This is a genomic window from Hyalangium sp. (genome assembly GCF_045802625.1).
Lineage (GTDB): Bacteria > Myxococcota > Myxococcia > Myxococcales > Myxococcaceae > Hyalangium.
Genome location: NZ_JBJMQP010000194.1, coordinates 1 through 19,595, shown reverse-complemented (window position 1 = coordinate 19,595; position 19,595 = coordinate 1). Strand labels below are relative to the sequence as shown.

The following is a 19,595-nucleotide window of genomic DNA, read 5'->3' as shown; positions in this document are numbered from 1 at the left end:
CTGGGCGCCCGGCGTGTATTTCGGCCCGCGCCCGCGCCCGCCCTCACCCTATAGTCGGCTCCCGGTGCCTCCCCTGCCGGGAAGGCCCCGCTGAGGGGAGACGACATGGACGTTCGTGCGGCGGTCGCGTTCGAGGCGGGCAAGCCTCTGCGCATCGAGACGGTGCAGTTGGAGGGCCCCAAGTCCGGCGAAGTGCTCGTCGAGCTGAAAGCCACCGGCGTCTGCCACACCGACGACTACACGCTGTCCGGCAAGGATCCCGAGGGCCTCTTCCCCGCCATCCTCGGCCACGAGGGCGCGGGCGTGGTGGTGGACGTGGGGCCGGGCGTCACCTCGGTGAAGCAGGGCGATCACGTCATCCCGCTCTACACGCCCGAGTGCCGGCAGTGTGAGTACTGCCTGTCTCGCAAGACGAACCTCTGTCAGGCCATCCGCGCGACGCAGGGCCAGGGGTTGATGCCGGATGGCACCAGCCGGTTCCGGCTCGGCAAGGAGCGCCTCCACCACTACATGGGCACCTCCACCTTCGCCCAGTTCACGGTGCTGCCGGAGATCGCCGTGGCGAGGATCCGCGAGGACGCTCCCTTCGAGAAGGTCTGCTACATCGGCTGCGGGGTGACCACGGGCATCGGCGCGGTGGTGTACACGGCGAAGGTGCAGCCCGGCAGCAAGGTGGTGGTGTTTGGCCTGGGCGGCATTGGGCTGAACGTGGTGCAGGGCGCTCGCATGGTGGGCGCGGACATGATCGTCGGCGTGGACCTCAACCCCGCGCGCAAGGCGCTGGCCGAGAAGCTGGGCATGACCCACTTCGTGAACCCGCGCGAGGTGGGCTCCGAGCTGGTGAAGCACCTGGTGGAGCTCACCCGGGGCGGCGCGGACTACAGCTTCGAGTGCATTGGCAACGTGGACACGATGCGGCAAGCGCTGGAGTGCTGCCACAAGGGCTGGGGCGAGAGCATCATCATCGGCGTGGCGGCCGCGGGGCAGGAGATCCGCACGCGGCCCTTCCAGCTGGTGACGGGGCGCGTGTGGAAGGGCTCGGCGTTCGGCGGGGCGCGCGGGCGCACGGATGTGCCGAAGATCGTGGACTGGTACATGGAGGGGAAGATCCAGATCGATCCGCTGATCACCCACACGATGCCGCTGGAGGGCATCCACGAGGCGTTCGACATGATGCACCGGGGCGAGTCCATCCGCAGCGTGGTGAAGTACTCATGACGGCTCCGCTGACGCTGGTGTCCGAGCAACGGTGCTTTGGCGGGACGCTGAGCTTCTATCGCCACCCCTCGGAGGCCTGCGGAGGGGAGATGCGCTTTGGTGTCTACGTTCCGCCCCAGGCGGCCACGCGCAAGGTGCCGGTGCTCTACTACCTGGCGGGGCTCACCTGCACGGAGGAGACCTTCTTCGCCAAGGGGGGCGCGCAGCGAGCGGCCGCGGAGCTGGGGGTGATGCTGGTGTCGCCGGACACGAGCCCTCGGGGCGCGGGCTTCCCCGGCGAGAGCGAGTCCTGGGACTTTGGCGTGGGAGCCAGCTTCTACGTGGACGCCACGCAGGCGCCCTGGTCCTCGCGCTACCGCATGTTCACCTATGCCACCCGGGAGCTGCCGGCGCTGGTGAACGCGAACCTGCCCGCACGCGAGGACCGGGAGGGCATCTTCGGCCACTCCATGGGAGGCCACGGGGCGCTCGTCTGCGCGCTGCGCCAGCCCGGGCGCTACCGCTCCGTGTCCGCGTTCGCTCCCATCTCCGCGCCCATGCAGAGCCCCTGGGGGAAGAAGGCGTTCAGCGTGTACCTCGGCGCGGACTCGCAGGCCTGGAAGGAGTGGGATGCCAGCGAGCTGCTGCGCAAGCAGCACGCGCCCCTGCCGCCGCTGCTGGTGGATCAGGGCACTCGGGACAAGTTCCTCACGGAGCAGCTCCACCCGGAGCTGTTCCAGCAAGCCTGCGCGGCCGCGGGGCAGCCCCTCACGCTGCGCACCCAGGAGGACTACGACCACAGCTACTACTTCGTCTCCACCTTCATGGAGGACCACCTGCGCCACCACGCCGCGGCACTGAATGCGTGAGGGCCTATCGTCACGGGAGGGGCTGCCACAGCTCCCAGGTCGTCTCGGGAGGCGCCTCGGGGGTGGGACGGTAGTTGCCCACCACCAGGAAGACGCCCGGGCCCACCGGGGCAAGCAGATGACCCGCGCGGGCCTGCGCGAGCGGTGGGCCCACGGACCAGGTGTGGCTCTGGGGATCCCAGAGCTCGACGGACTTCGTGGCCTCGAAGGGGCCTGAACCGAGCCCGCCAGACACTGCCGCCCGTCCGTCCGGCAGAGCGGTCAGCGCGAAGCTGGAGCGTGGCGTGGAGAGTGAGCCCGCGGGGCTCCAGCGCTCGGTGCGCGGATCCCACAGCTCCGCGGTGGTCAGGAGCTGGCCTTGGTGCCAGCCGCCGACGATGAGGATGCGTCCATCCGAGAGCGTGACGCCCTGGGCCTCCTCCCGTGGCTCCAGGAGCGCCCCTGCCGCCGTCCGCCAGGTGCGGCCCTCGGGCTCCCAGAGCTCGGTGCTCTGCTCGAGCGGCGGCGCGTAGTGCGTGCCTTCGATGATGGCGAAGCCCATGCCGTTGTCCCGGCCTCCCGCGATGATCACCTGCTGGCCGCTCAGGCACACGGGCCCGACGTGGTAGATGCGCACCGTCTGCCCCGCGGGCTCCCAGGCGCTGGCTCCGGGACGGAGCAACTCCGCCCGGGTGCCGCGCTCCAGGTCGTCATCGAACTCGGTGCCCAGCACCAGCACCGAGCCATCGGGCAGCGCACGCGCGACAGGACGGGAACGCGCCTCCAGGAGCGGAGGCCCCTCGCGGAAGCGCCGGGTGTCGGGCTCCCAGGAGACGGTGTCTTTCAGCTCTGGGTTCTCGTGGGTACGCCCTCCCACGAGGAGCACACGCCCATCCTTCAGCGCCACCGCCGCATGGTCTTGACGGGCAAAGGGCAGTGGCGGCAGTGGGATCCACTCCTGCTTCGAGGCGTCGAAGAACGACGCCGCGCCGGTCACGCGAGTCGTGGCTCCGATGCCATCCGGGTGCCACTCCTGTCCGCCAGCGAGGAGCGCACCGCCAGGAACGGGCGTCAGGCTGAAGCTTTCGAGCCAGATGCCGGAATACGGGACGCGCCCGGTGGGGGGTGGAGTGCGGGACATGCCCGCATCGTAACCGGATTGTGTGGCTCCCTTACTCAAGGTGGGCAAGCCTGAGCCTGAGCCCACGAGGAAGTCCCTGCTGGCTGCAACCTTCCAGAACCTGTCAGACAGTCAGACAGGTTTGCGCCATGCGCCACCAGCCAGCGGAGAGCCACCAAACTGGAACAAGTCCACATGAACAGGTGTGGCCGTGAGTGAAAGCGCCTGGAAACCCCTGCCTCGCGTTTGCACCTCAGCGCTGCGCTACGGCGATCCCGACGTGGATCGGCGTCGTGGAGGGTAGGAAGGCAGGTAACAGGCCCCCTGCCATTCGTAGGCGTCGTCCTTGCACGGGGGCGCAAGATTTCGCAGCCCGTACCAGCACCCTCCACGAATCTCTTCCTCGCCTCCCTTGGAGCACGGGGGCGTGCGCTGGCCGGGAAAAGGGCCGTCGGGCATGCGCAGCCCCACCACCGGCATGCATGTGTCCGGAAGCTCGGTGGAGAGCATGGCGATGGGAAAATCCAGTCCGCTGTCCCCTACGGCGGCGCTGCCACCCTCGCAGGCATCCGTGGCTCGGAGGAGCTGCGCCTCCTGCGGCCCCTGATGCGATGACATCCCTGCCAGCGCGGCGAGCAGCACCACACATGCAGCCAGCACGACTCGCCTCACCCGAGCGGGCGCGGCAGCAGGAGCACGCGCACGCATGGGGGCTGGCCCTGCGCTTCGGGCAGGGCGAGGTGCGGGCGGCGGTTCGCTCGCGGCGGGCCTCGGGCTCGCGGCTCTCGCGGCGGTAGCAGAAGAAGCCTCTCTGGGAAACAGGGGCAGGTCCGCCTCGGGCCCCGCGCTGCGCTCGGCCTGCTCCAGCGCCTCGGCGGCTTCCCGAGCCTGGCCATTGAACCGCTCGACCGGAGCGATGGACAGCAGGCGAAGGATGAGCGCGTCCAGCTCCGGCCCCACTTGGGAATTGAGCAACCGCGGCGCGTGAGGCCCGGGCCCCCCTTCCCTCCACACCTCGGCGTCCCTCTCCTGAGGGTGCGTGGGGGGTGGGTACAGCCTCGTCACCAGCCGGTACGCGGTGACGCCCAGCGCGAACAGATCATCGCAAGCGCTGGCCGGGTAGTGGACCGTGGGGTGGCGAGCGAAGGCGTGAACGAAGGCCCAGGCCTCCGGGCTGCGATAGGCGGCGGTGCCGGGAGGCAGCAGCCGAGAAGTGAGGGTGGCCGCGCCTCGGAAGTGCCCGGCCCCAAAGTCCGTGAGGAAGGGGTGTGCATCCGCCAGCCGCACCAAGATGTTGTCGCCTTTGACGTCGCGGTGCACAGCCCCGGCGGCATGCGTGGCTTCCAGCGCCCGAGCCATCTGCGCCAGCACTCGCAGCGCCTGGCGCCCCGTGAGGTCGTGCCCCTCGGCCCACTCGTACAGCGGCGTGCCCTCTATCCACTCCATCACCACGTACGGGAAGGCGCCGGAGCGGTGGTGCCACACGCCATGGTCTTTCAGTCGGGGCACATGAGGGTGCTGAATGCGCGAGAGCAGCTCCACCTCGCGAGTGAAGCGCGGATCTCGGGAGAAGTGGGCCAGCTTGAGGGCAAACGAGCCGTCCTGCTCGTGGCCTTCACGCTCCACCCGGTAGACGGTGCCGTAGGCCCCCCGTCCACCCCAGCCTCGAACGCACCAGGGACCTACGCGAGTGCCCGGCGGCAAGTAGGCGGGATCCACTTCCTGGGAAGAGGGGCTGGAGTCCATGGGAATGATTCTGATGCCTACCTATTGGGTCGGCATAGGAATTCAAACCCTGGCAGTCTACTCGATCCCCCTGGGCCAAGCGCCCCGGGTTCTGACCAATCAGAAGTCGATACCAGTCCGCTGCAAGTGAGTTGCCGACATACTGCTCCAGGCCACCACCATGTAGGTGAATGGCCTGGAGCGAGGCGCCTGCCTTATCGAGGCGTGGGGATCACCGTGGCGGTGACGGTGTTGGAGGCAGCCTGCGCATCGGCAGGCGGCATCGTCGTGCTGGAGGGGGCGACGAACGCGACCAGGTGGCTGTTGCCTGCGTTGGGCTGGAACTGCACCGAGCAGGTGGTGCCATAACCGCAGAGCCCCACCCGCGTGCCGGCCTCATCGTAGATCTGGATGTAGTACGGCGTGGGGCCGACGTTGGCGTTGGTGGTGGCCGTCACGGTCACCGTCGGGGAGGTAGTCGCGGGCGCGCTCAGACTGACGGACCAGCCGGGGGTGGCCCAGGTGACGTAGCTGAGCGGCGTGGACTCCTGGACTCCTGCCGGCGGGAAGGTGGCGCTGCTCTGCGAGAGGAAGGCCTTGTAGGCGTGCGTGCTGGCCGCCGACTGGCTGACCTGGACGCTGCACGAGGTGCCAAAGCCGCAGCTCTTGAGCAGGGTTCCGGCCGTGGCGTCGAAGATCTCGACGTAGAACGGTGAAGGCCCAACGTCCTGGTTGGTGGTGGCCGTCACCGTGGCGCTGGAGCCAATCGCCACGGTGTTGGTGGCGGACAGGGCCAGCTCGCCCCCGTGCCAGTACACGTCATAGTCGAACGACGAGGCCTGCAGGTACCCCGACGAGTCCTCGATGAGGGCCACGAACGAAGTGAACGTGATGGTAGGCCGAGTCACCGAGGCCGAGCACGTGGTGCCCGCGCCGCAGCTGGCGACGAAGGTGCCGGACTGCCCATCCCAGATGCGGATGTAATAGGGCGTGGGGCCGACGTCCGCGCTCGCGGTAGCGGTGAGCGTGGTGTACTGCGTGGGCCAGAGATAGGAGGAGGTGGCGCTCATCTTCACCGTCCAGGTGGTAGCCGCGGAGCGCATCCCCGGAGAGAGCCGCGGCTTGGGAGGGAGCTCCGAGCCCATCGTCACGCCGGGCTGAACGGGGGGAGCCACCGGCACGGGCTTGCCCACGGCGACGGCCGAGCCCGGATCGGCCGAGCCACTGGCCCCCTCCGCGAGCAGCGAGTCGGACTCCTGGGGACCACAGGCGACGAGCGATGCAGCGACAGCGAACATGAACCAGTTCTTCATAAGTGCCTCCAGACAGAGAAAACGGAAGGGAGTGCCCCCTATCGAGGGGAGCAGCTCCGCGGTCTGGACAAGGAACGAGGCACCCGCCGGATCTTCCCGGTTCATTTAAAGTCCGAATTTTCGGGTGGGATCCACCTCACTCACCTCACCGGAGCATCCATGCAGAAGACTTCCTTCTGGAAGGCCGGCCATACGCCGACTTTGCTGGCCGCGTTTTTCTACTTCGACCTCAGCTTCATGGTCTGGGTCATCCTCGGGCCGCTGGCGATCCAGATCGCGAAGGATCTCGGCCTCTCCGCTTCGCAGAAAGGCCTAATGGTGGCCACGCCGCTGCTGGCTGGCGCGCTGCTGCGCATCGCCATGGGCGTGCTGGTCGACCATTTGAAGCCGAAGCGCGCTGGCGTGATCGGCCAGGTCATCGTGATCGGCGGCCTTTTGTGGGCCTGGCTGGGCACGCTGCAGAGCTACGGCAGCATGCTGCTGCTCGGCCTGCTGCTCGGCGTGGCGGGCGCAGCCTTCGCGGTGGCGCTGCCGCTGGCGTCGCGCTGCTACCCGCCCGAGCACCAGGGCACAGCGCTGGGCATCGCCGGCGCGGGCAATTCCGGCACCGCGTTCGCCGCGCTGTTCGCGCCGTCGCTGGCGATCGCTTTCGGCTGGCAGAACGTGTTGGGCCTGTGCCTGCTTCCGCTCGGCGTGGCCCTGATCGTCTACCTCGTGTTCGCCAAGGATGCGCCTTCAGCGCCAGCGCCCAAGTCCATGCTGGAATACCTGCAGGTGCTCAAAGACAGGGACGCATGGGGGCTCATGTTCTTCTACAGCGTGACCTTCGGCGGCTTTTCGGGGCTGGCTTCGTCACTGACGATCTATTTCAATTCGGAGTACGGCCTGTCGCCGGTACAGGCGGGTTACTTCACCGCGGCCTGCGTGCTGGCCGGCTCGCTGGTGCGCCCATTCGGCGGCTGGCTGGCGGACCGCATCGGCGGCATCCGCGCGCTGTCGATGATGTACTTCCTCGCCGCGCTGTTCCTGCTGGCCGCCAGCTTCGGGCTGAAGTCGGCGGTCGCCGCGGTCGTCGTGTTCGTGTGCGCGATGCTGTCGCTGGGTACCGGCAATGGCGCCGTGTTCCAGCTCGTGCCGCAGCGCTTCCGCCACGAGATCGGCGTGATGACCGGGCTGGTCGGCATGGCCGGCGGCGTTGGCGGCTTCTATCTCGCCGCCAGCCTGGGCTACACGAAGCAGCTCACGGGCTCGTACCAGCTCGGCCTGACCCTCTTCGCGGGCCTGGCCATCATCGCGCTGGTGGGGCTCACGGCCGTGAAAGCGCGCTGGCGCACCACCTGGGGCAGCGCCGCCATGACGACGGCAAAGATCTGACATGCCGCTGACCGTCGCCTGGCAGGAGTACCCGGACCTGGCTCATCCGCGCACTTCGACCTCGCGCATCTCGGGTGACACCTCCCGGACGTCCACCTTCACGTCCAGGAAGTGCTTGAACGTCTCGAGCTGCGTCTGTGCGTGCCCGTCCAGCGGCAGCGTGCGGAACGTGCCGCCCTTCGCCAGGGCCTGCAGCAGCAGGAGCTGATCGCACAGGTGCTCGCCCACCGGCACCTCCGCGTCCAGATAGCGCTTCACCTTCTCCACCGCATTGCCCGCCACCTCCTCCGCCCTCACGCCCCGCTCCCCGAAGGCCGTGAACACCTCCGTCACGTGCTCGCTCTCCACCTCCAGCCACAGCACGTTGCCCGGCCCCTGCGAGCGCTTCAGCTCCTCCGTCCGCAGCTCGTGCGGCTTCCACTTCAGCTCCTGCTCCACCGTGGCCAGCTCCCGCTTCGCCACGTCGAACGGAATCTGCGCGATCAGCGCCGTCGCCTGCCGCCGCTTCACCGCCCCCCGCTCCAGCAGCGTCAACGGCTTCAGCGGCGCGGGCTCCACCTTCACCCGGAACTTCCCTCCTCCCGCCGGGAAGAAGCCGTGCCGATCCAGCACCGCCTCCACCTTCGGCCCCATGCGCCGCACCAGCGGCAGGTACGCCTTCTCCAGGAAGTCGAACGGCGGCGCCAGCGGGTTGTGCGTCCCGCCCTCCAGCACCAGCGTGGACGGGCCGCTCGCCACCATCAGCGCCGGCAGCACTGTCTGCAGCACCAGCGTCGCGCTCCCCGCCGTGCCCACCGCGAAGAAGTAGTTCCCCGCCGACAGCGCCCGCGGCTGGAACGTCAGCTCTCGCGAGCCCAGCTCCGCCCCCGCCACCTCCGCCGCGCCCACCTCCGCCGCCGCCTTCACCGCCGTCAGGTGCTGCCGCAAGAGCCCCGGCTTCTGCCGCCCCGCGCGGATGTTCACCATCTGGAACGGCGTGCCCGTCACCAGCGACAACGCCAGCGACGTGCGCAGCACCTGGCCGCCGCCCTCTCCCTTCGAACCGTCAATGCGCACCATGGCAAGTCCCTCGGCGTCCAAAATAGCGGCGCCCGCTCCCCCAACCTAGCGACCGATGGAGTCGGTCTCGGAGGGAGCGGGCGCCTCGAATACCCCTAACCCTTCACGCACACCACCTGACGCAGCGTGTGCACCACGTCCACCAGGTCCGCCTGCGCCGCCATCACCGCGTCAATCGGCTTGTACGCACCCGGCGTCTCGTCAATCACATCCACGTCCTTGCGGCACTCGATCCCCGCCGTCGCCTTGGCGTGGTCCTCGAGCGTGAAGCGCTTCTTCGCCGCCTCGCGAGACATCACCCGGCCCGCGCCGTGGCTGCACGAGTCGAACGCCTCCGGGTTCCCCTTCCCGCGGACGATGTACGAGCGCGCCCCCATGCTGCCGGGGATGATCCCGAGGTCTCCCTCGCGCGCCCGCACCGCGCCCTTGCGCGTCACGAAGCAATTCTTCCCGTAGTGGTGCTCGCGCGCCACGTAGTTGTGGTGGCAGTTCACCGCCGCGTCCGTCAGCCCGAAGGCCGGCAGCAGCTGCGAGGCCCGCAGCGCGTGCACCACCGAGTCCAACATGAGCTGCCGGTTGGTGGCCGCGTAGTCCTGCGCCCACTCCACCGCCTTCACGTAGTCCTGGAAGTGCTCCGTGCCCTCCGGCAGGTACGCCAGATCCGCGTCCGGCAGGTGGATGAAGAAGCGGCGCATGTCCTCCTTGGCCAGCTCGATGAAGTGGCTCCCAATCCGGTTACCCACCCCGCGCGAGCCGGAGTGCAGCATCACCCACACGTTCTGGGACTCGTCCAGGCACAGCTCGATGAAGTGGTTGCCCGTCCCGAGCGTCCCGAGGTGGCCCAGGTCCGGCCCACGGCCCAGCCGCGGGTGCTTCTCGAGGATGGCGTCATAGCCGGGCTTCAGCCGAGCCCACGCCTCACGGTGCAGGGCGGGTGCGTCCTGCCACGCGCCGCGATCGTTACGGCCGCCGTTGTCGGTACGGCCGTGCGGCACGGCGCGCTCGATGGCGGAGCGCACGGGGGCCAGGTTGTCCGGGAGCTGCTCGGCGCGCAGCGTGGTGCGCACCGCGATCATCCCACAGCCGATGTCCACTCCCACCGCCGCGGGGATGATGGCGCCCACCGTGGGCACCACGGAGCCGACCGTGGCACCGTACCCGCGGTGCACATCCGGCATCGCGGCGATCCACTTGTGGATGAAGGGCAGGCCCGCGAGGTTCTTGAGCTGCTTCTTCGCCTCGTCCTCGAAGGGGACGCCGACCGTCCACGCCTTGATGGGGTTCTTCCCCGACTCGTCCGACAGCACCTCGTAGTTGCGCTGCATGGCCTTGCCTTCCGTTTGTTCGCCCAACCCATGTGCCGGGCACGCGAGGCGGTAGAGCAGCCGGCATGCCAACCCGCTCTCCGAGGGGAGCGCTCTCCTGGCTGGCTGGTTTCCTATCCCATGAGATAAAGTCCTTATCCATATGGCGAAGGCTCAGGCGCGCAGGACGGTGGTGTTCGGGATGCTTGGGACCGTGCTCGATCAGGGGCAGGGGCCGAGGCGGTGGGAGAAGTGGCGCCCCACGGTGGCGCTGTGCCAGCAGGAGGACCTGCTGGTGAACCGGCTGGAGCTGCTCTATCCGCCCTCGGCGAGGGTGCTCGCGGCGACGGTGACGGAGGACATCCGCCAGGTGTCTCCAGAGACGGAGGTGCGGGGCGCGGTGGTGGACATCCAGAACCCGTGGGACTTGGAGCAGGTGTACGGGGCGCTGCTCGACTACGCGCGCAGCTATCCGTTCCAGCCCGAGCAGGAGGACTACCTCGTCCACATCACCACGGGGACGCACATCGCGCAGATCTGCATGTTCCTGCTGGTGGAGAGCCGGCACTTTCCTGGGCGGCTGGTGCAGACCTCGCCGCCGGCGGCACGGGACAAGGGGCTGGGCGGCGTGGGGGCCCACACCCTCATCGATCTGGATCTGTCGAAGTACGACAAGCTGGCGGCGCGCTTCGAGCAGGAGCAGCGCGAGGCCCTGTCCTTCCTCAAGGCGGGCATCGACACGCGCAACGCCGCCTTCAACCGGCTCATCGAGCGGATTGAGCAGGTGGCCATCCAGTCTCGGGCGCCGCTGCTGATGACGGGGCCCACGGGAGCGGGCAAGTCCCAGCTCGCGCGGCGCATCTACACGCTGAAGAAGGCGCGGAGGCAGGTGAGCGGGCCGTTCGTGGATCTCAACTGCGCGACGCTGCGCGGGGACGCGGCCATGTCCGCGCTGTTCGGGCACGTGAAGGGAGCGTTCACGGGAGCGGTGAATGACCGGCTGGGCCTGCTGCGGCAGGCGAACGGGGGCGTGCTGTTCCTGGACGAGATTGGCGAGCTGGGCGCGGACGAGCAGGCCATGCTGCTGCGAGCCCTGGAGGACAAGCGCTTCCTGCCGGTGGGCTCGGACAAGGAGGTGGAGAGCGACTTCCAGCTCATCGCCGGCACGAACCGGGACTTGCAGGTGGAGGTGGAGCGCGGGCGCTTCCGAGAGGACTTGCTGGCGCGCATCAACCTGTGGACGTTCCGGCTGCCCGCGCTGCGCGAGCGCCCCGAGGATATTCCTCCCAACCTGCTCTACGAGCTGGACCAGGCCTCGCAAGAGCTGGGCCTGCGGGTGACGATGAACAAGGAGGCGCAGGAGCACTTCCTGCGCTTCGCCACGTCGCCCGAGGCCCGCTGGAGCGGGAACTTCCGGGACCTGAATGCGGCGGTGCTGCGCATGGCGACGCTGGCCTCTGGAGGGCGGATTACGCGGGAGGACGTGGACGAGGAGCTTACCCGGCTGCGAGCGCAGTGGACGAAGGGCCCAGCTCTGGCGGCGACCGCGAGCTCGGTGGACCTGGTGGCGGAGGTGCTGGGTGCCGAGCTGGCGGCGGAGCTGGACCGGTTTGATCGGGTGCAGCTCGCGGATGCCATCGCCGTGTGCCGGCAGTCGCGCTCGCTCTCGGAGGCCGGGCGCGTGCTGTTCGCGCAGTCACGCGCGCGCAAGCAGAGCACCAACGACGCGGACCGGCTGAAGAAGTACCTCACCCGCTTCGGGCTGGACTGGGATGATGTCTCGGGACGCGCTGCGGAGGCTGACTCTCGCCTTCAGCGCCAGAAGCTGACCTCATAGGTGAGCGTCTTGTGCCCGCCCGGCTCGAGCGTGAGCGTCCACTCGATCTCGCTGTGGCTGTTGACGGCCGCCAGCCCGTTGCCACCCCAGTCCTCGGGCCGGAAATCATCCACCTTCGCCCGGCCATCGCCCGTCACCTCGTTCACCTTGCCCCCGGTGGACAGCCGGATCCGCAGCGGCGTGCGCTCGGCGCGCGGGTTCGTCAACGTGATCGTCCCCTTCTTCCGGATGAGCGCATAGCTGTTCCGGTTGCTCTGCAGCGCGTTCTGCTTGCGCTCCAGCTCCACCTCCTCGTGCAGGGCCCGCACGTCCGTGGCGACCGTGAGCGGAACCAGCGTGTCGCCCCCTCGGGGCGTGTAGGTGAGCAGCTCCTGGGCCTGCGGCACCTGCTCGCGCATCACCAGCACCGGGCCCGTGGTCCACGGGTACTGCGTACCGTTCTTCAGCTCCAGTTGGTGCCACACCTCCGCCCGCGCGAGCCGCAGCGGGGACGGACTCCCCATGGAGCTCCTCGAGTTCCCGTATTGGACGGTGTCCGCGTCGCCCTCGTTGCGGTGGACCTGCACATCCAGCGTGTAGAGATCCTGCGTCTTCACGTCCTCGCGCCACAGCGGGACGACGGCGCGCGAGCCCTTGGGCAGCTCCATCGCCGCGAGCGGGTGGATGAAGAAGTCGGGTGACTCGGCCGGCCCACCGAAGTCCGGAATCCGTGGGGCGTCGCCCTGCTCGTCACCGGCTGCACCGCCCCGCCACTCGCCCGCGCGCTGCGTGAACAGGGCGTTGTCCATCGGGCCCGCCGAGTTCATGAGCGAGGGCGCCGCCTGGGTCAGCGCGTTGCGCAGGACGCTCTCCAGGGACAGGGGAGAGGCAATGTCCCGGAAGCGGAAGTTCGGCACCCCCACGACGAGATCAAACGGCGCCCCACGGATGTCTTCCAGCTCGTTCACGAGCTCCGCCTGGAGCGCGAGTGCTCCTTCTCCCGCCTTCTTCGTCTCGAGCCGGTAGGTGGGGATCCAGCGGAGGCCCGGCGTGAAGTAGACGAGCCGCACCGAGAGGGCCTTCCCGGCGGCCTCGGCCCCGAAGTCGAACGAGAGCCGCTTGCGCCGCTCGGTGACTCGCACCTTCCTCTTGCACTCCAGCGAGAGCTCCGCGCCGGACACGCGGCGGATGTCCTTCCCGGCGAGCACCACCGTCCCCCGCTCGGGCACGGAGAGGGCAATCACCTGTCCCAGCGCGGGGGGCACCACGACACTGGCGGACCCGAGCGGGGCCGGGCGCGCGGAGCTCTCCTGCTCGGGAACAGAGGCCGCCGTCATGGGAATCAGGACGACAGTCCCCGTCAGCGTCGCGCCCTCGAGCTCGACGGTGACGCGCTTGCCGGGGTTCGCGTCGAGGATGGAGGCCGGGTCCGTGCAGGTGCCGCGCTCCTCTCGCTCCACCTCCTGCTCGCGCCACTCCGCGCGCATGGAGCGCAGGGCGGGCCCGTGGTCGCTCCAGGCCCAGAACGTGCCGAGCACGGCGGTGTCCGGCACCTCCTCCGTGAACGTGACGCCCCGCGAGTCCGCGACGGCCTCCGCCTGCTTCACGAGCAGGGCATACCCGTCCTTGAAGACCACCACCCGCTCGGTCTTGAGCGACAGGGCCCCCGAACGCCCTTCCCCCTTGTTCTCGGCGCCTTGCGCCACATACGTGCTCAGCAGCGCAGCCAGGATCCACGGGGTGCTGTGACGCATGTTGCTCCTTCCGTCTCTTTGCGGAGGCCAGTACGACCTCGGATCATGACGAAAGGTTCCCCGCACAGCCTGGAAAAGAGCCGCGGGCCTGACCGTTCAGCCCCGTCCCTCAGGCGCGCACCACGGCGACACGGCGCCCAGCGGGCGTCAGGGAACGGGTGGCGAGGGTGCGCTCGGAGATCGGGGGCTGTCCGCTGCGCCGATCGAAGATGACCAGCCAGCCGCTGTCGAGCCCCAGGCCCGCCAGATAGCCGTCCAACTGCCTCAGCCCTTCGTCCAGCGGATCTTTCTCGCCGTCGCGCCACACCTTCAGCTCGAGGGCCAGCGTGTCGGGGCCATAGCGCAGGCACAAGTCCATGCGCCCCATGCCGATGGCGTACTCGCGCTCCAGCGTTCCGCCGCCGTTGGCCACACGGTGCAGGAAGGCCATGAGGACCAGGTGCGGCGCGACCTCGTGGTAGGGCGCCGTGCTCAGCAGGGGCTGGCCGTGTTGCCGCCAGAAGGAGAGAAAGGCCTCCATGAGGCGGTCCATGTCCAGCCGTCCATCCGCGCGCCGCCAGGTGACAGGCTGCTGCGGCAGCGAGGCAAAGGCCGTATTCGCCAGCACGCGGGGGACGATCTCGCGATACAGCGGATTGGCGACCTCCAGCCCCCCGGCCTCCGCCATACGCACCAGGCCAAGATCCTGGGCGAAGCGCACATCATCCTCGGGCACATTGCCTAGGGTGAGCCCGGCGAGGATGGGCTCGAGGATGTGGCGCACGCGCGGCTCTCTCAAGCGCTCGGCGAGGCTGTCCAGGTGGGTGTCCTGGCGGCGGAGGAGGATCTCCTTGGCGGCGTCCACATGGGCGGCGGTGAGGGCCTGGGCACTGTCGGGCACCAGGTTCTCCACGATCTGCCGAGCCAAGGCATTAACCAGCCAAGGCTGGCCCTGCGTCCAGTAGAAGGCCCGATCGACAGCCTCGGGGAGGAAGGGCTGCCCGGTATCGGCGGTGTGCTGGGCGTAGAGCTCGGCCACCTCGTCCCGGGTGAAGTTGCGCAGGGTGAGGGACTCGACCTTGATGTTGAAGGGGCTGGAGGTGCCGAGCGTGTCGCTGCCGCCCGAGGCCATCTTGTAGTCACGCACATCCCGCAGACCGATGAGCGCAAGCGAGGCGGGGAAGAGCTGAGGACGGTTGCGGTAGCCGTCTCGGAGCTGACGGAGGATGGAGATCAACGTGTCGCCACGGAGCGCGTCGATTTCATCCAGGAAGACGACCAAGGGCTTCGGAGCAGCCTGGGCCCAGGCCTCAAGGGCGGCCCCCGTGCGACGGCCCGCAGGTGCATCCGTGAAAGGTGGCGGACACAATTCGGGTGGGAGCTGGGCACGCGCCGCGCTCTTCCAGCTATCGAGCACGGCGGCTTCAGCGGCACCGACGTCCTCCGGGAACGCGGCCCCCACCTCCATGGACAGGAGAGCGCCAATGAAACGCCCCTCTGAGGTCAGCTCCTGGGCAAGCGAGAGCAGGGCCGTCGTCTTGCCTACCTGTCGAGGAGCATGAACGACGAAGTAACCCTCCTGATCGATGAGGCGGCGAACCTCCGGCAGGCGTCGCATCGCCGGGAGCATGTAGTGGTAGTCCGGCCTGCATGGGCCAGCGGTGTTGAACCAGCGGGACATGGAAGGAAGGTAGCACTCCTCGGGCGCGTTGAGGCCCCGCGATGGTGCGTGGCCCCTCCTATTCGCCACTGCACTCCCTCGGGGCTGGGTGCCCGTCACCCTCGACGTGCTCAGGGGTCGAAAGCGTCCGAGCCCTGAGTTCAAGCCTAACAGCGCCTCACCAGGGGCAGGCCCCCACCTCCACGGTACGGGTGACAGGCGGAGCGCTGTTGCCTCCACTGTCCGTCAGCAGGTACCGCACGGTGTACACGCCCGGCACCCAGCCATTCACATAGTCCCCTGCTCGCACCACGGTGGGCGCCACGTCGCCGTAGCACGCGTCCGTCGCCTCCACTCCTGGGTCCACCCACGCGCTGCCGCACTGATGCGTCATGTGATCAGGCTCCTTCAACTTCAGCGTTGGAGCGGTCCGATCGTCCACGTGCACCGTCCGGAGGGCGCTCACCGTCTGCCCAGTGGCACTCCAGGCGATGTACTGGACCGAGTAGGTCCCCTCGGCGTGTACGTTGGGGCCCGGCCCATATGGATCCTGTCCCGAGTTGTACCGGTGCACGTCGAGAGGTCCGCACGTGTCCCACGCCTGCGTGCCAGGATCACTCCAGGTGTCCACACCGCACTCGAGCGTCATCTCGCTGTCCCCGTTGAGCGCCAGCGTGAGCGGCCCCCACTCCTTTACTGTCACCGTCGCCTCGCACGAGGACGACAGGCCTGCGGCGTCCGTGCACGTCAGCGTCACCCGTCGCGCTCCCGTCGAGTCAGGCTTCCCGGGGGTCTGCACACACTGGAAGGTATCCCCCACGTCCGGATCGTACGAGCCGTCATCCACGGAGTCCCTCGCCCCACACACTGGATCCGCCGGCACCGTCACATCATGGCAGCGCGCCACGGGCGGCCGGTTCGTGCTCCCACGGAACACCTCGACCTGAGTCTCACCGACAGCCATATTCCCCGCCGGATCGACCACCCTCACACGGACTGTCCGGAGCCCGGCCGGATCCTGGCTTGACGTCGTGAAAGGCACCGACTGCCCCGAGATCTCGAAATTCCCATCGTCATTGAGATCCCACGCGTAGCTGAGCGGCTCCCCCTCTGGATCGATCCCCGTCGCCGTCAGCAGCAGGGTGTCACCGGCACTGACACGGAACGGTCCCTCGAGGAACACAGCCGGTGTCCCAAGCGTGGGAGCGAAGCTGAGATACGAGTAGGCCTGCGTCGTGTAGGCCAGCTCGATCTCCTGGCTCAGCAGCGGAGCATTCCGCTCGTCTAGGAGCCGCACATTACGCAGGGTATAGGGCCCGTCCGCCCTCGACCGGTAGATGTCCTCCGCGCGGAAGCGCAGTTCCACCTCGTTGACGCCCACGCGAGCGGGCGCGGAGACCACGGTCCTCGAGACGACGCTCCCGTCTGCGGCGACCAACTCGGCGAAGACACCGAGATCGCCCTCCCCATAATCGGACTGCACCCCAAGAGTGACCGCCAGCGCGCTGTTCAGCTCCGGGACATCGTGGGTAGGGACGCCGCGCAGGACGTATCTCCCTGGTAGGGATTGGTGATGCTGTCTGAGCCCACATGGTCGACGTCCACAATGTGCCGCCGCCAGGTCCAGGTCATCCCCTTGCAATCGCAGGCGAACACCACCGCGGGAGTCACCATCAGAGCCGCTATGACAGCGGCGGCCAGCATGGCTACAACAGCCCGCGTCATAAACACTACTTTGGGGGTGTACCCTTTCCTCATAGAGGGTTCGCAGCAGCCTCTCGATCTTTTGTCGCGGCGGCCAGCACGGACTGCGCCTTCGGCAACTCCACCTCGAAGCGCGCGCCTCCCCACTCCGCGCGGCCCGCCGAGATACGCCCACCGTGGCGCTCCACGATTCCCCGCGCGATGGCCAACCCCAGCCCTGTGCCAGGCCGTGGCCCCTCGCGCTTGCGCCCCGTGACGAAGGGCTGGAACAGGCGCGGCAACAGCTCCGGCGCGATTCCCGGCCCGTTGTCCTCCACCACCACCCGCACCCGCTCCCCCGCCTGCGTGCAGCTCACCCGCAGCTTCGGTGCCGGCACGTCCCTCAGCGTCAGCAGGGCGTTCTCAAGGAGCACTACCAACACCTGGGAGAGCTGTGCTTGATCCGCCTCCAGCTCCAGCCCCTCCCCTTCCGGCTGCTCGAAGACTGCCTCCGGCGCCAGCGCCCCCAACCCCTGCCGCGCCGTCGAGTACGCCAGCGCCACCGTGGCCCGCAGGTCCACTCGCCGCAGCTCCAGGGGCCTCGGGCGGCCATAGCGCAACAGCTCGTCCACGAAGTGGCTCGCTCTGTCTATCTGCTCGCGCATCGCCGTGAGCGCCTCTGGATCCGTCCCTTTGCGCTCCAGCAGCTTCAGGTGCGCCGCGAGCACTCCCAGCGGGTTGCGCACCTCGTGGGCCACCGCCGACGTGAACTGCCCCAGCTCCGCCAGCCGCGCCGCCTGATCCGCCCGCTCCTCCTGCTTCACCAGCTCCTCGGCCAGCTGGCTCGCCGCCGCCCGGCCCTTGAACAGCCGCCGCCCCAGCCACTCCTGGAAGCCCTGCCGCACCGGCTCGAACGCCAGCGCCGCCAGCGCCAGCAGGAAGAAGGCTCCCACCCGGTACTCGCGCAGGAACGGCTGCCCGCTCCCCGCCATCAGCGTCAACACTCCGAACAGGAACCCCGCGGACAGCACCGCCGCCAGCGCCGAGTACAACAGGCTGCGCTCCAGCAGCCGCCGCTCGCTCTCCGCCTGGTGCCCGCCAATCACCTGCGCCAGCACCAGCAGCCCGCCCAGCACCAGGTACATGCCAAAAGGCAGCGCATACCCGCCCGAGAGCAGCAGCGCGTTGGTGATGCCTCCCGAGTACGTCAGCACTCCGGCAATCCCCACCCCGCGCAGCAACGGGCGGCGCTCGGCGGGAGCCACCCGGTACGCGCGCACCAGGTGGACGAGCGGCACCGTCGCCGCCACCACCGCCAGCGCCATGGCCGGCCAGAACAGGGGGCCTCGGGTCATCGCCAGCGGCCCGTAGAGCACCCCGGGCTCCACCGCGCCGAGCGCCACCAGCCCGAGCGCCACCAGATAGGCGAACGCCACCAGCCGGTACGAGCGCTGCCCCGTGACGTTGTAGGCCGCGTGGAGGAAGCCCGCGGCCGTGAAGGTCCCCATCGACACGAGGCGCTCTCCCAGCCACGCCGTACGTGGCATGCACAGCATCAGCAGCGTGCCGCTCCACGCCGCCACCGTCAGACAGTAGAAGGCCAGCCCCCGGGCATTCCGCGCTCGGAGCATGGCGGTGAAGCACAGCAGCAAGGCCACCGAGACGACGGGCACCAGGCTGTAGGCGAAGAGAGGCCCCATTCCAGGCGCACTCTGACAGAACCCGAGCCCGTCAGCCCGCCGCCAGCAGCCCCTCGGTCACCTCCTCCACGCTGGAGGCCACCGACTGGAGCAGCTCCACCAGCTCCGCGTCCGGCCTCCCCGCGAACCTCAGCAGCTGCAGCCGAGAGCCCATCTCCTCCAGCTGCAGCACCACTCGCTCCAGGTCCGCCGCCGTCCGCTCGCGCATCGCCGCCAGCCGCTCCATGTTCCGCAGCCGCGCCTGAACGCTCTGCACGCGCGGATCCTCGGGCGGCAGGCCGCGCCGGGACAGGGCCTCGAGCTGCTCGGAGGCCGCGGCCTTGTCGAACTCGGGCGTTGCCAGCAGCGCGTCCATCTCCGCCACCCGCGCCTCCATCTTCCCCACCGCGTCCACCAGCCCGCGCAGCCGGGCCACCTCGGGGCGCAGCACGTCCGCCGCGAGCCCCTCCACCTGCCCCACCGCCGCCAGCAGCCGGGACTGCGCGGCTCGGGCCGGAGGAGTTGGCTGCCCCGCCGGACGCACCGGCGCGAGCAGGAACGGCGCGTACACGGGCCAGAAGAAGACTCCGGCCACGAAGAGGAGCGCCCGCGAGCCCGGGCCCTTGCCCTCGGCCCGGAGCACGAGCGCCACCGCCACCACGCCGCCCAGCAACAGATACAGGATGCAGGTCTCCACGACGCCCATGGGAGGATCCTCCTCGCCTCGTCGGCGGGTTCAGCGGGTTGAGCGGGTTCACAGCCGCGCGCCGAGCGCCTCGCCCAGCCGATAGAGGGCCACCGGCGCCACCACCGTGTAGACACCTCCCCAGCACAGCACCAGCCGCCGCAGGAAGTGGCCCCGGCGCTTGTGGGTGATGGGCAGGTGCTCGGCCAGATCACAAAAGCCTCGGTACACGGCGCGGATGCCCAGCAGGCCCACGGCGAACGGCAGGCCCAGGCCCGCGAAGAGCGCGGCGCCCGGATTGTCGAACACGCCCACCACCGTCCCCAGCAGCCACGCCGTGTAGAACGGAATCACGCCCATCAGCAGCACGGACATGGTGGCCTGGGCTCGCAGCGCCTG

The 19,595-nt window shown here is 69.0% G+C and carries 15 protein-coding genes; 4 read left to right on the top strand and 11 right to left on the bottom strand.

Annotated features, from left to right (window positions below; all coding sequences use genetic code 11):
• Positions 1–105: 105 nt before the first annotated feature.
• A complete protein-coding gene (locus ACJ8AT_RS32660) occupies positions 106–1,218 on the top strand; it encodes an S-(hydroxymethyl)glutathione dehydrogenase/class III alcohol dehydrogenase (RefSeq protein WP_407741864.1) in 1,113 nt (370 codons plus the stop codon).
• Positions 1,215–2,066 (top strand): S-formylglutathione hydrolase, encoded by an 852-nt coding sequence (fghA, locus tag ACJ8AT_RS32655; RefSeq protein WP_407741863.1) that lies wholly within the window; start codon positions 1,215–1,217, stop codon positions 2,064–2,066. The genes ACJ8AT_RS32660 and fghA overlap by 4 nt, the downstream gene beginning before the upstream one ends.
• 10 nt (positions 2,067–2,076) lie before the next feature.
• Here fghA and ACJ8AT_RS32650 read toward each other — a convergent pair whose 3' ends face one another.
• The 3 genes from ACJ8AT_RS32650 to ACJ8AT_RS32640 all read right to left on the bottom strand — a co-directional run bounded on the left by ACJ8AT_RS32650 (position 2,077) and on the right by ACJ8AT_RS32640 (position 6,203).
• Positions 2,077–3,186, bottom strand: coding sequence for a Kelch repeat-containing protein (locus ACJ8AT_RS32650; RefSeq protein ID WP_407741862.1), 1,110 nt, complete (start codon positions 3,184–3,186; stop codon positions 2,077–2,079).
• A gap of 243 nt (positions 3,187–3,429) precedes the next feature.
• Positions 3,430–4,911 (bottom strand): serine/threonine-protein kinase, encoded by a 1,482-nt coding sequence (locus ACJ8AT_RS32645; protein ID WP_407741861.1) that lies wholly within the window; start codon positions 4,909–4,911, stop codon positions 3,430–3,432.
• 194 nt (positions 4,912–5,105) lie between these two features.
• The gene (locus ACJ8AT_RS32640; RefSeq protein WP_407741860.1) at positions 5,106–6,203 is read right to left on the bottom strand and encodes a hypothetical protein; all 1,098 of its coding nucleotides are present in this window, start codon (positions 6,201–6,203) and stop codon (positions 5,106–5,108) included.
• A gap of 159 nt (positions 6,204–6,362) precedes the next feature.
• Here ACJ8AT_RS32640 and ACJ8AT_RS32635 point away from each other — a divergent pair, with 159 nt between their 5' ends.
• The gene (locus tag ACJ8AT_RS32635; protein ID WP_407741859.1) at positions 6,363–7,577 is read left to right on the top strand and encodes a nitrate/nitrite transporter; all 1,215 of its coding nucleotides are present in this window, start codon (positions 6,363–6,365) and stop codon (positions 7,575–7,577) included.
• Positions 7,578–7,619: 42 nt separating this feature from the next.
• Here ACJ8AT_RS32635 and rtcA read toward each other — a convergent pair whose 3' ends face one another.
• Together rtcA and ACJ8AT_RS32625 are read right to left on the bottom strand one after the other, a co-directional pair.
• Positions 7,620–8,636, bottom strand: a complete 1,017-nt coding sequence (gene rtcA, locus ACJ8AT_RS32630; RefSeq protein WP_407741858.1) for an RNA 3'-terminal phosphate cyclase — start codon at positions 8,634–8,636, stop codon at positions 7,620–7,622.
• Between the two features lie 95 nt (positions 8,637–8,731).
• Positions 8,732–9,961 (bottom strand): RtcB family protein, encoded by a 1,230-nt coding sequence (locus ACJ8AT_RS32625; protein WP_407741857.1) that lies wholly within the window; start codon positions 9,959–9,961, stop codon positions 8,732–8,734.
• 142 nt (positions 9,962–10,103) lie between these two features.
• On the opposite strand from ACJ8AT_RS32625, the gene rtcR reads away from it, so the two are divergent.
• Complete coding sequence (rtcR, locus tag ACJ8AT_RS32620; protein ID WP_407741856.1) at positions 10,104–11,777, top strand: RNA repair transcriptional activator RtcR; 1,674 nt, start codon at positions 10,104–10,106, stop codon at positions 11,775–11,777.
• Here the strand turns inward: rtcR and ACJ8AT_RS32615 are convergent.
• From ACJ8AT_RS32615 to ACJ8AT_RS32590, 6 genes are all read right to left on the bottom strand, one after another.
• On the bottom strand, positions 11,753–13,510 hold the full coding sequence (locus ACJ8AT_RS32615; RefSeq protein WP_407741855.1) for a hypothetical protein: 1,758 nt from the start codon (positions 13,508–13,510) through the stop codon (positions 11,753–11,755). The genes rtcR and ACJ8AT_RS32615 overlap by 25 nt on opposite strands.
• A 109-nt stretch (positions 13,511–13,619) precedes the next feature.
• Positions 13,620–15,170, bottom strand: a complete 1,551-nt coding sequence (locus ACJ8AT_RS32610; RefSeq protein ID WP_407741854.1) for a hypothetical protein — start codon at positions 15,168–15,170, stop codon at positions 13,620–13,622.
• Between the two features lie 157 nt (positions 15,171–15,327).
• Positions 15,328–16,632 (bottom strand): immunoglobulin-like domain-containing protein, encoded by a 1,305-nt coding sequence (locus tag ACJ8AT_RS32605; RefSeq protein WP_407741853.1) that lies wholly within the window; start codon positions 16,630–16,632, stop codon positions 15,328–15,330.
• A gap of 271 nt (positions 16,633–16,903) precedes the next feature.
• A complete protein-coding gene (locus ACJ8AT_RS32600) occupies positions 16,904–18,532 on the bottom strand; it encodes an ATP-binding protein (protein WP_407741852.1) in 1,629 nt (542 codons plus the stop codon).
• A gap of 31 nt (positions 18,533–18,563) precedes the next feature.
• Positions 18,564–19,217, bottom strand: a complete 654-nt coding sequence (locus ACJ8AT_RS32595; protein ID WP_407741851.1) for a hypothetical protein — start codon at positions 19,215–19,217, stop codon at positions 18,564–18,566.
• Positions 19,218–19,265: 48 nt separating this feature from the next.
• The coding region (locus tag ACJ8AT_RS32590; protein ID WP_407741850.1) for a hypothetical protein at positions 19,266–19,595 on the bottom strand (330 nt) is incomplete at its 5' end.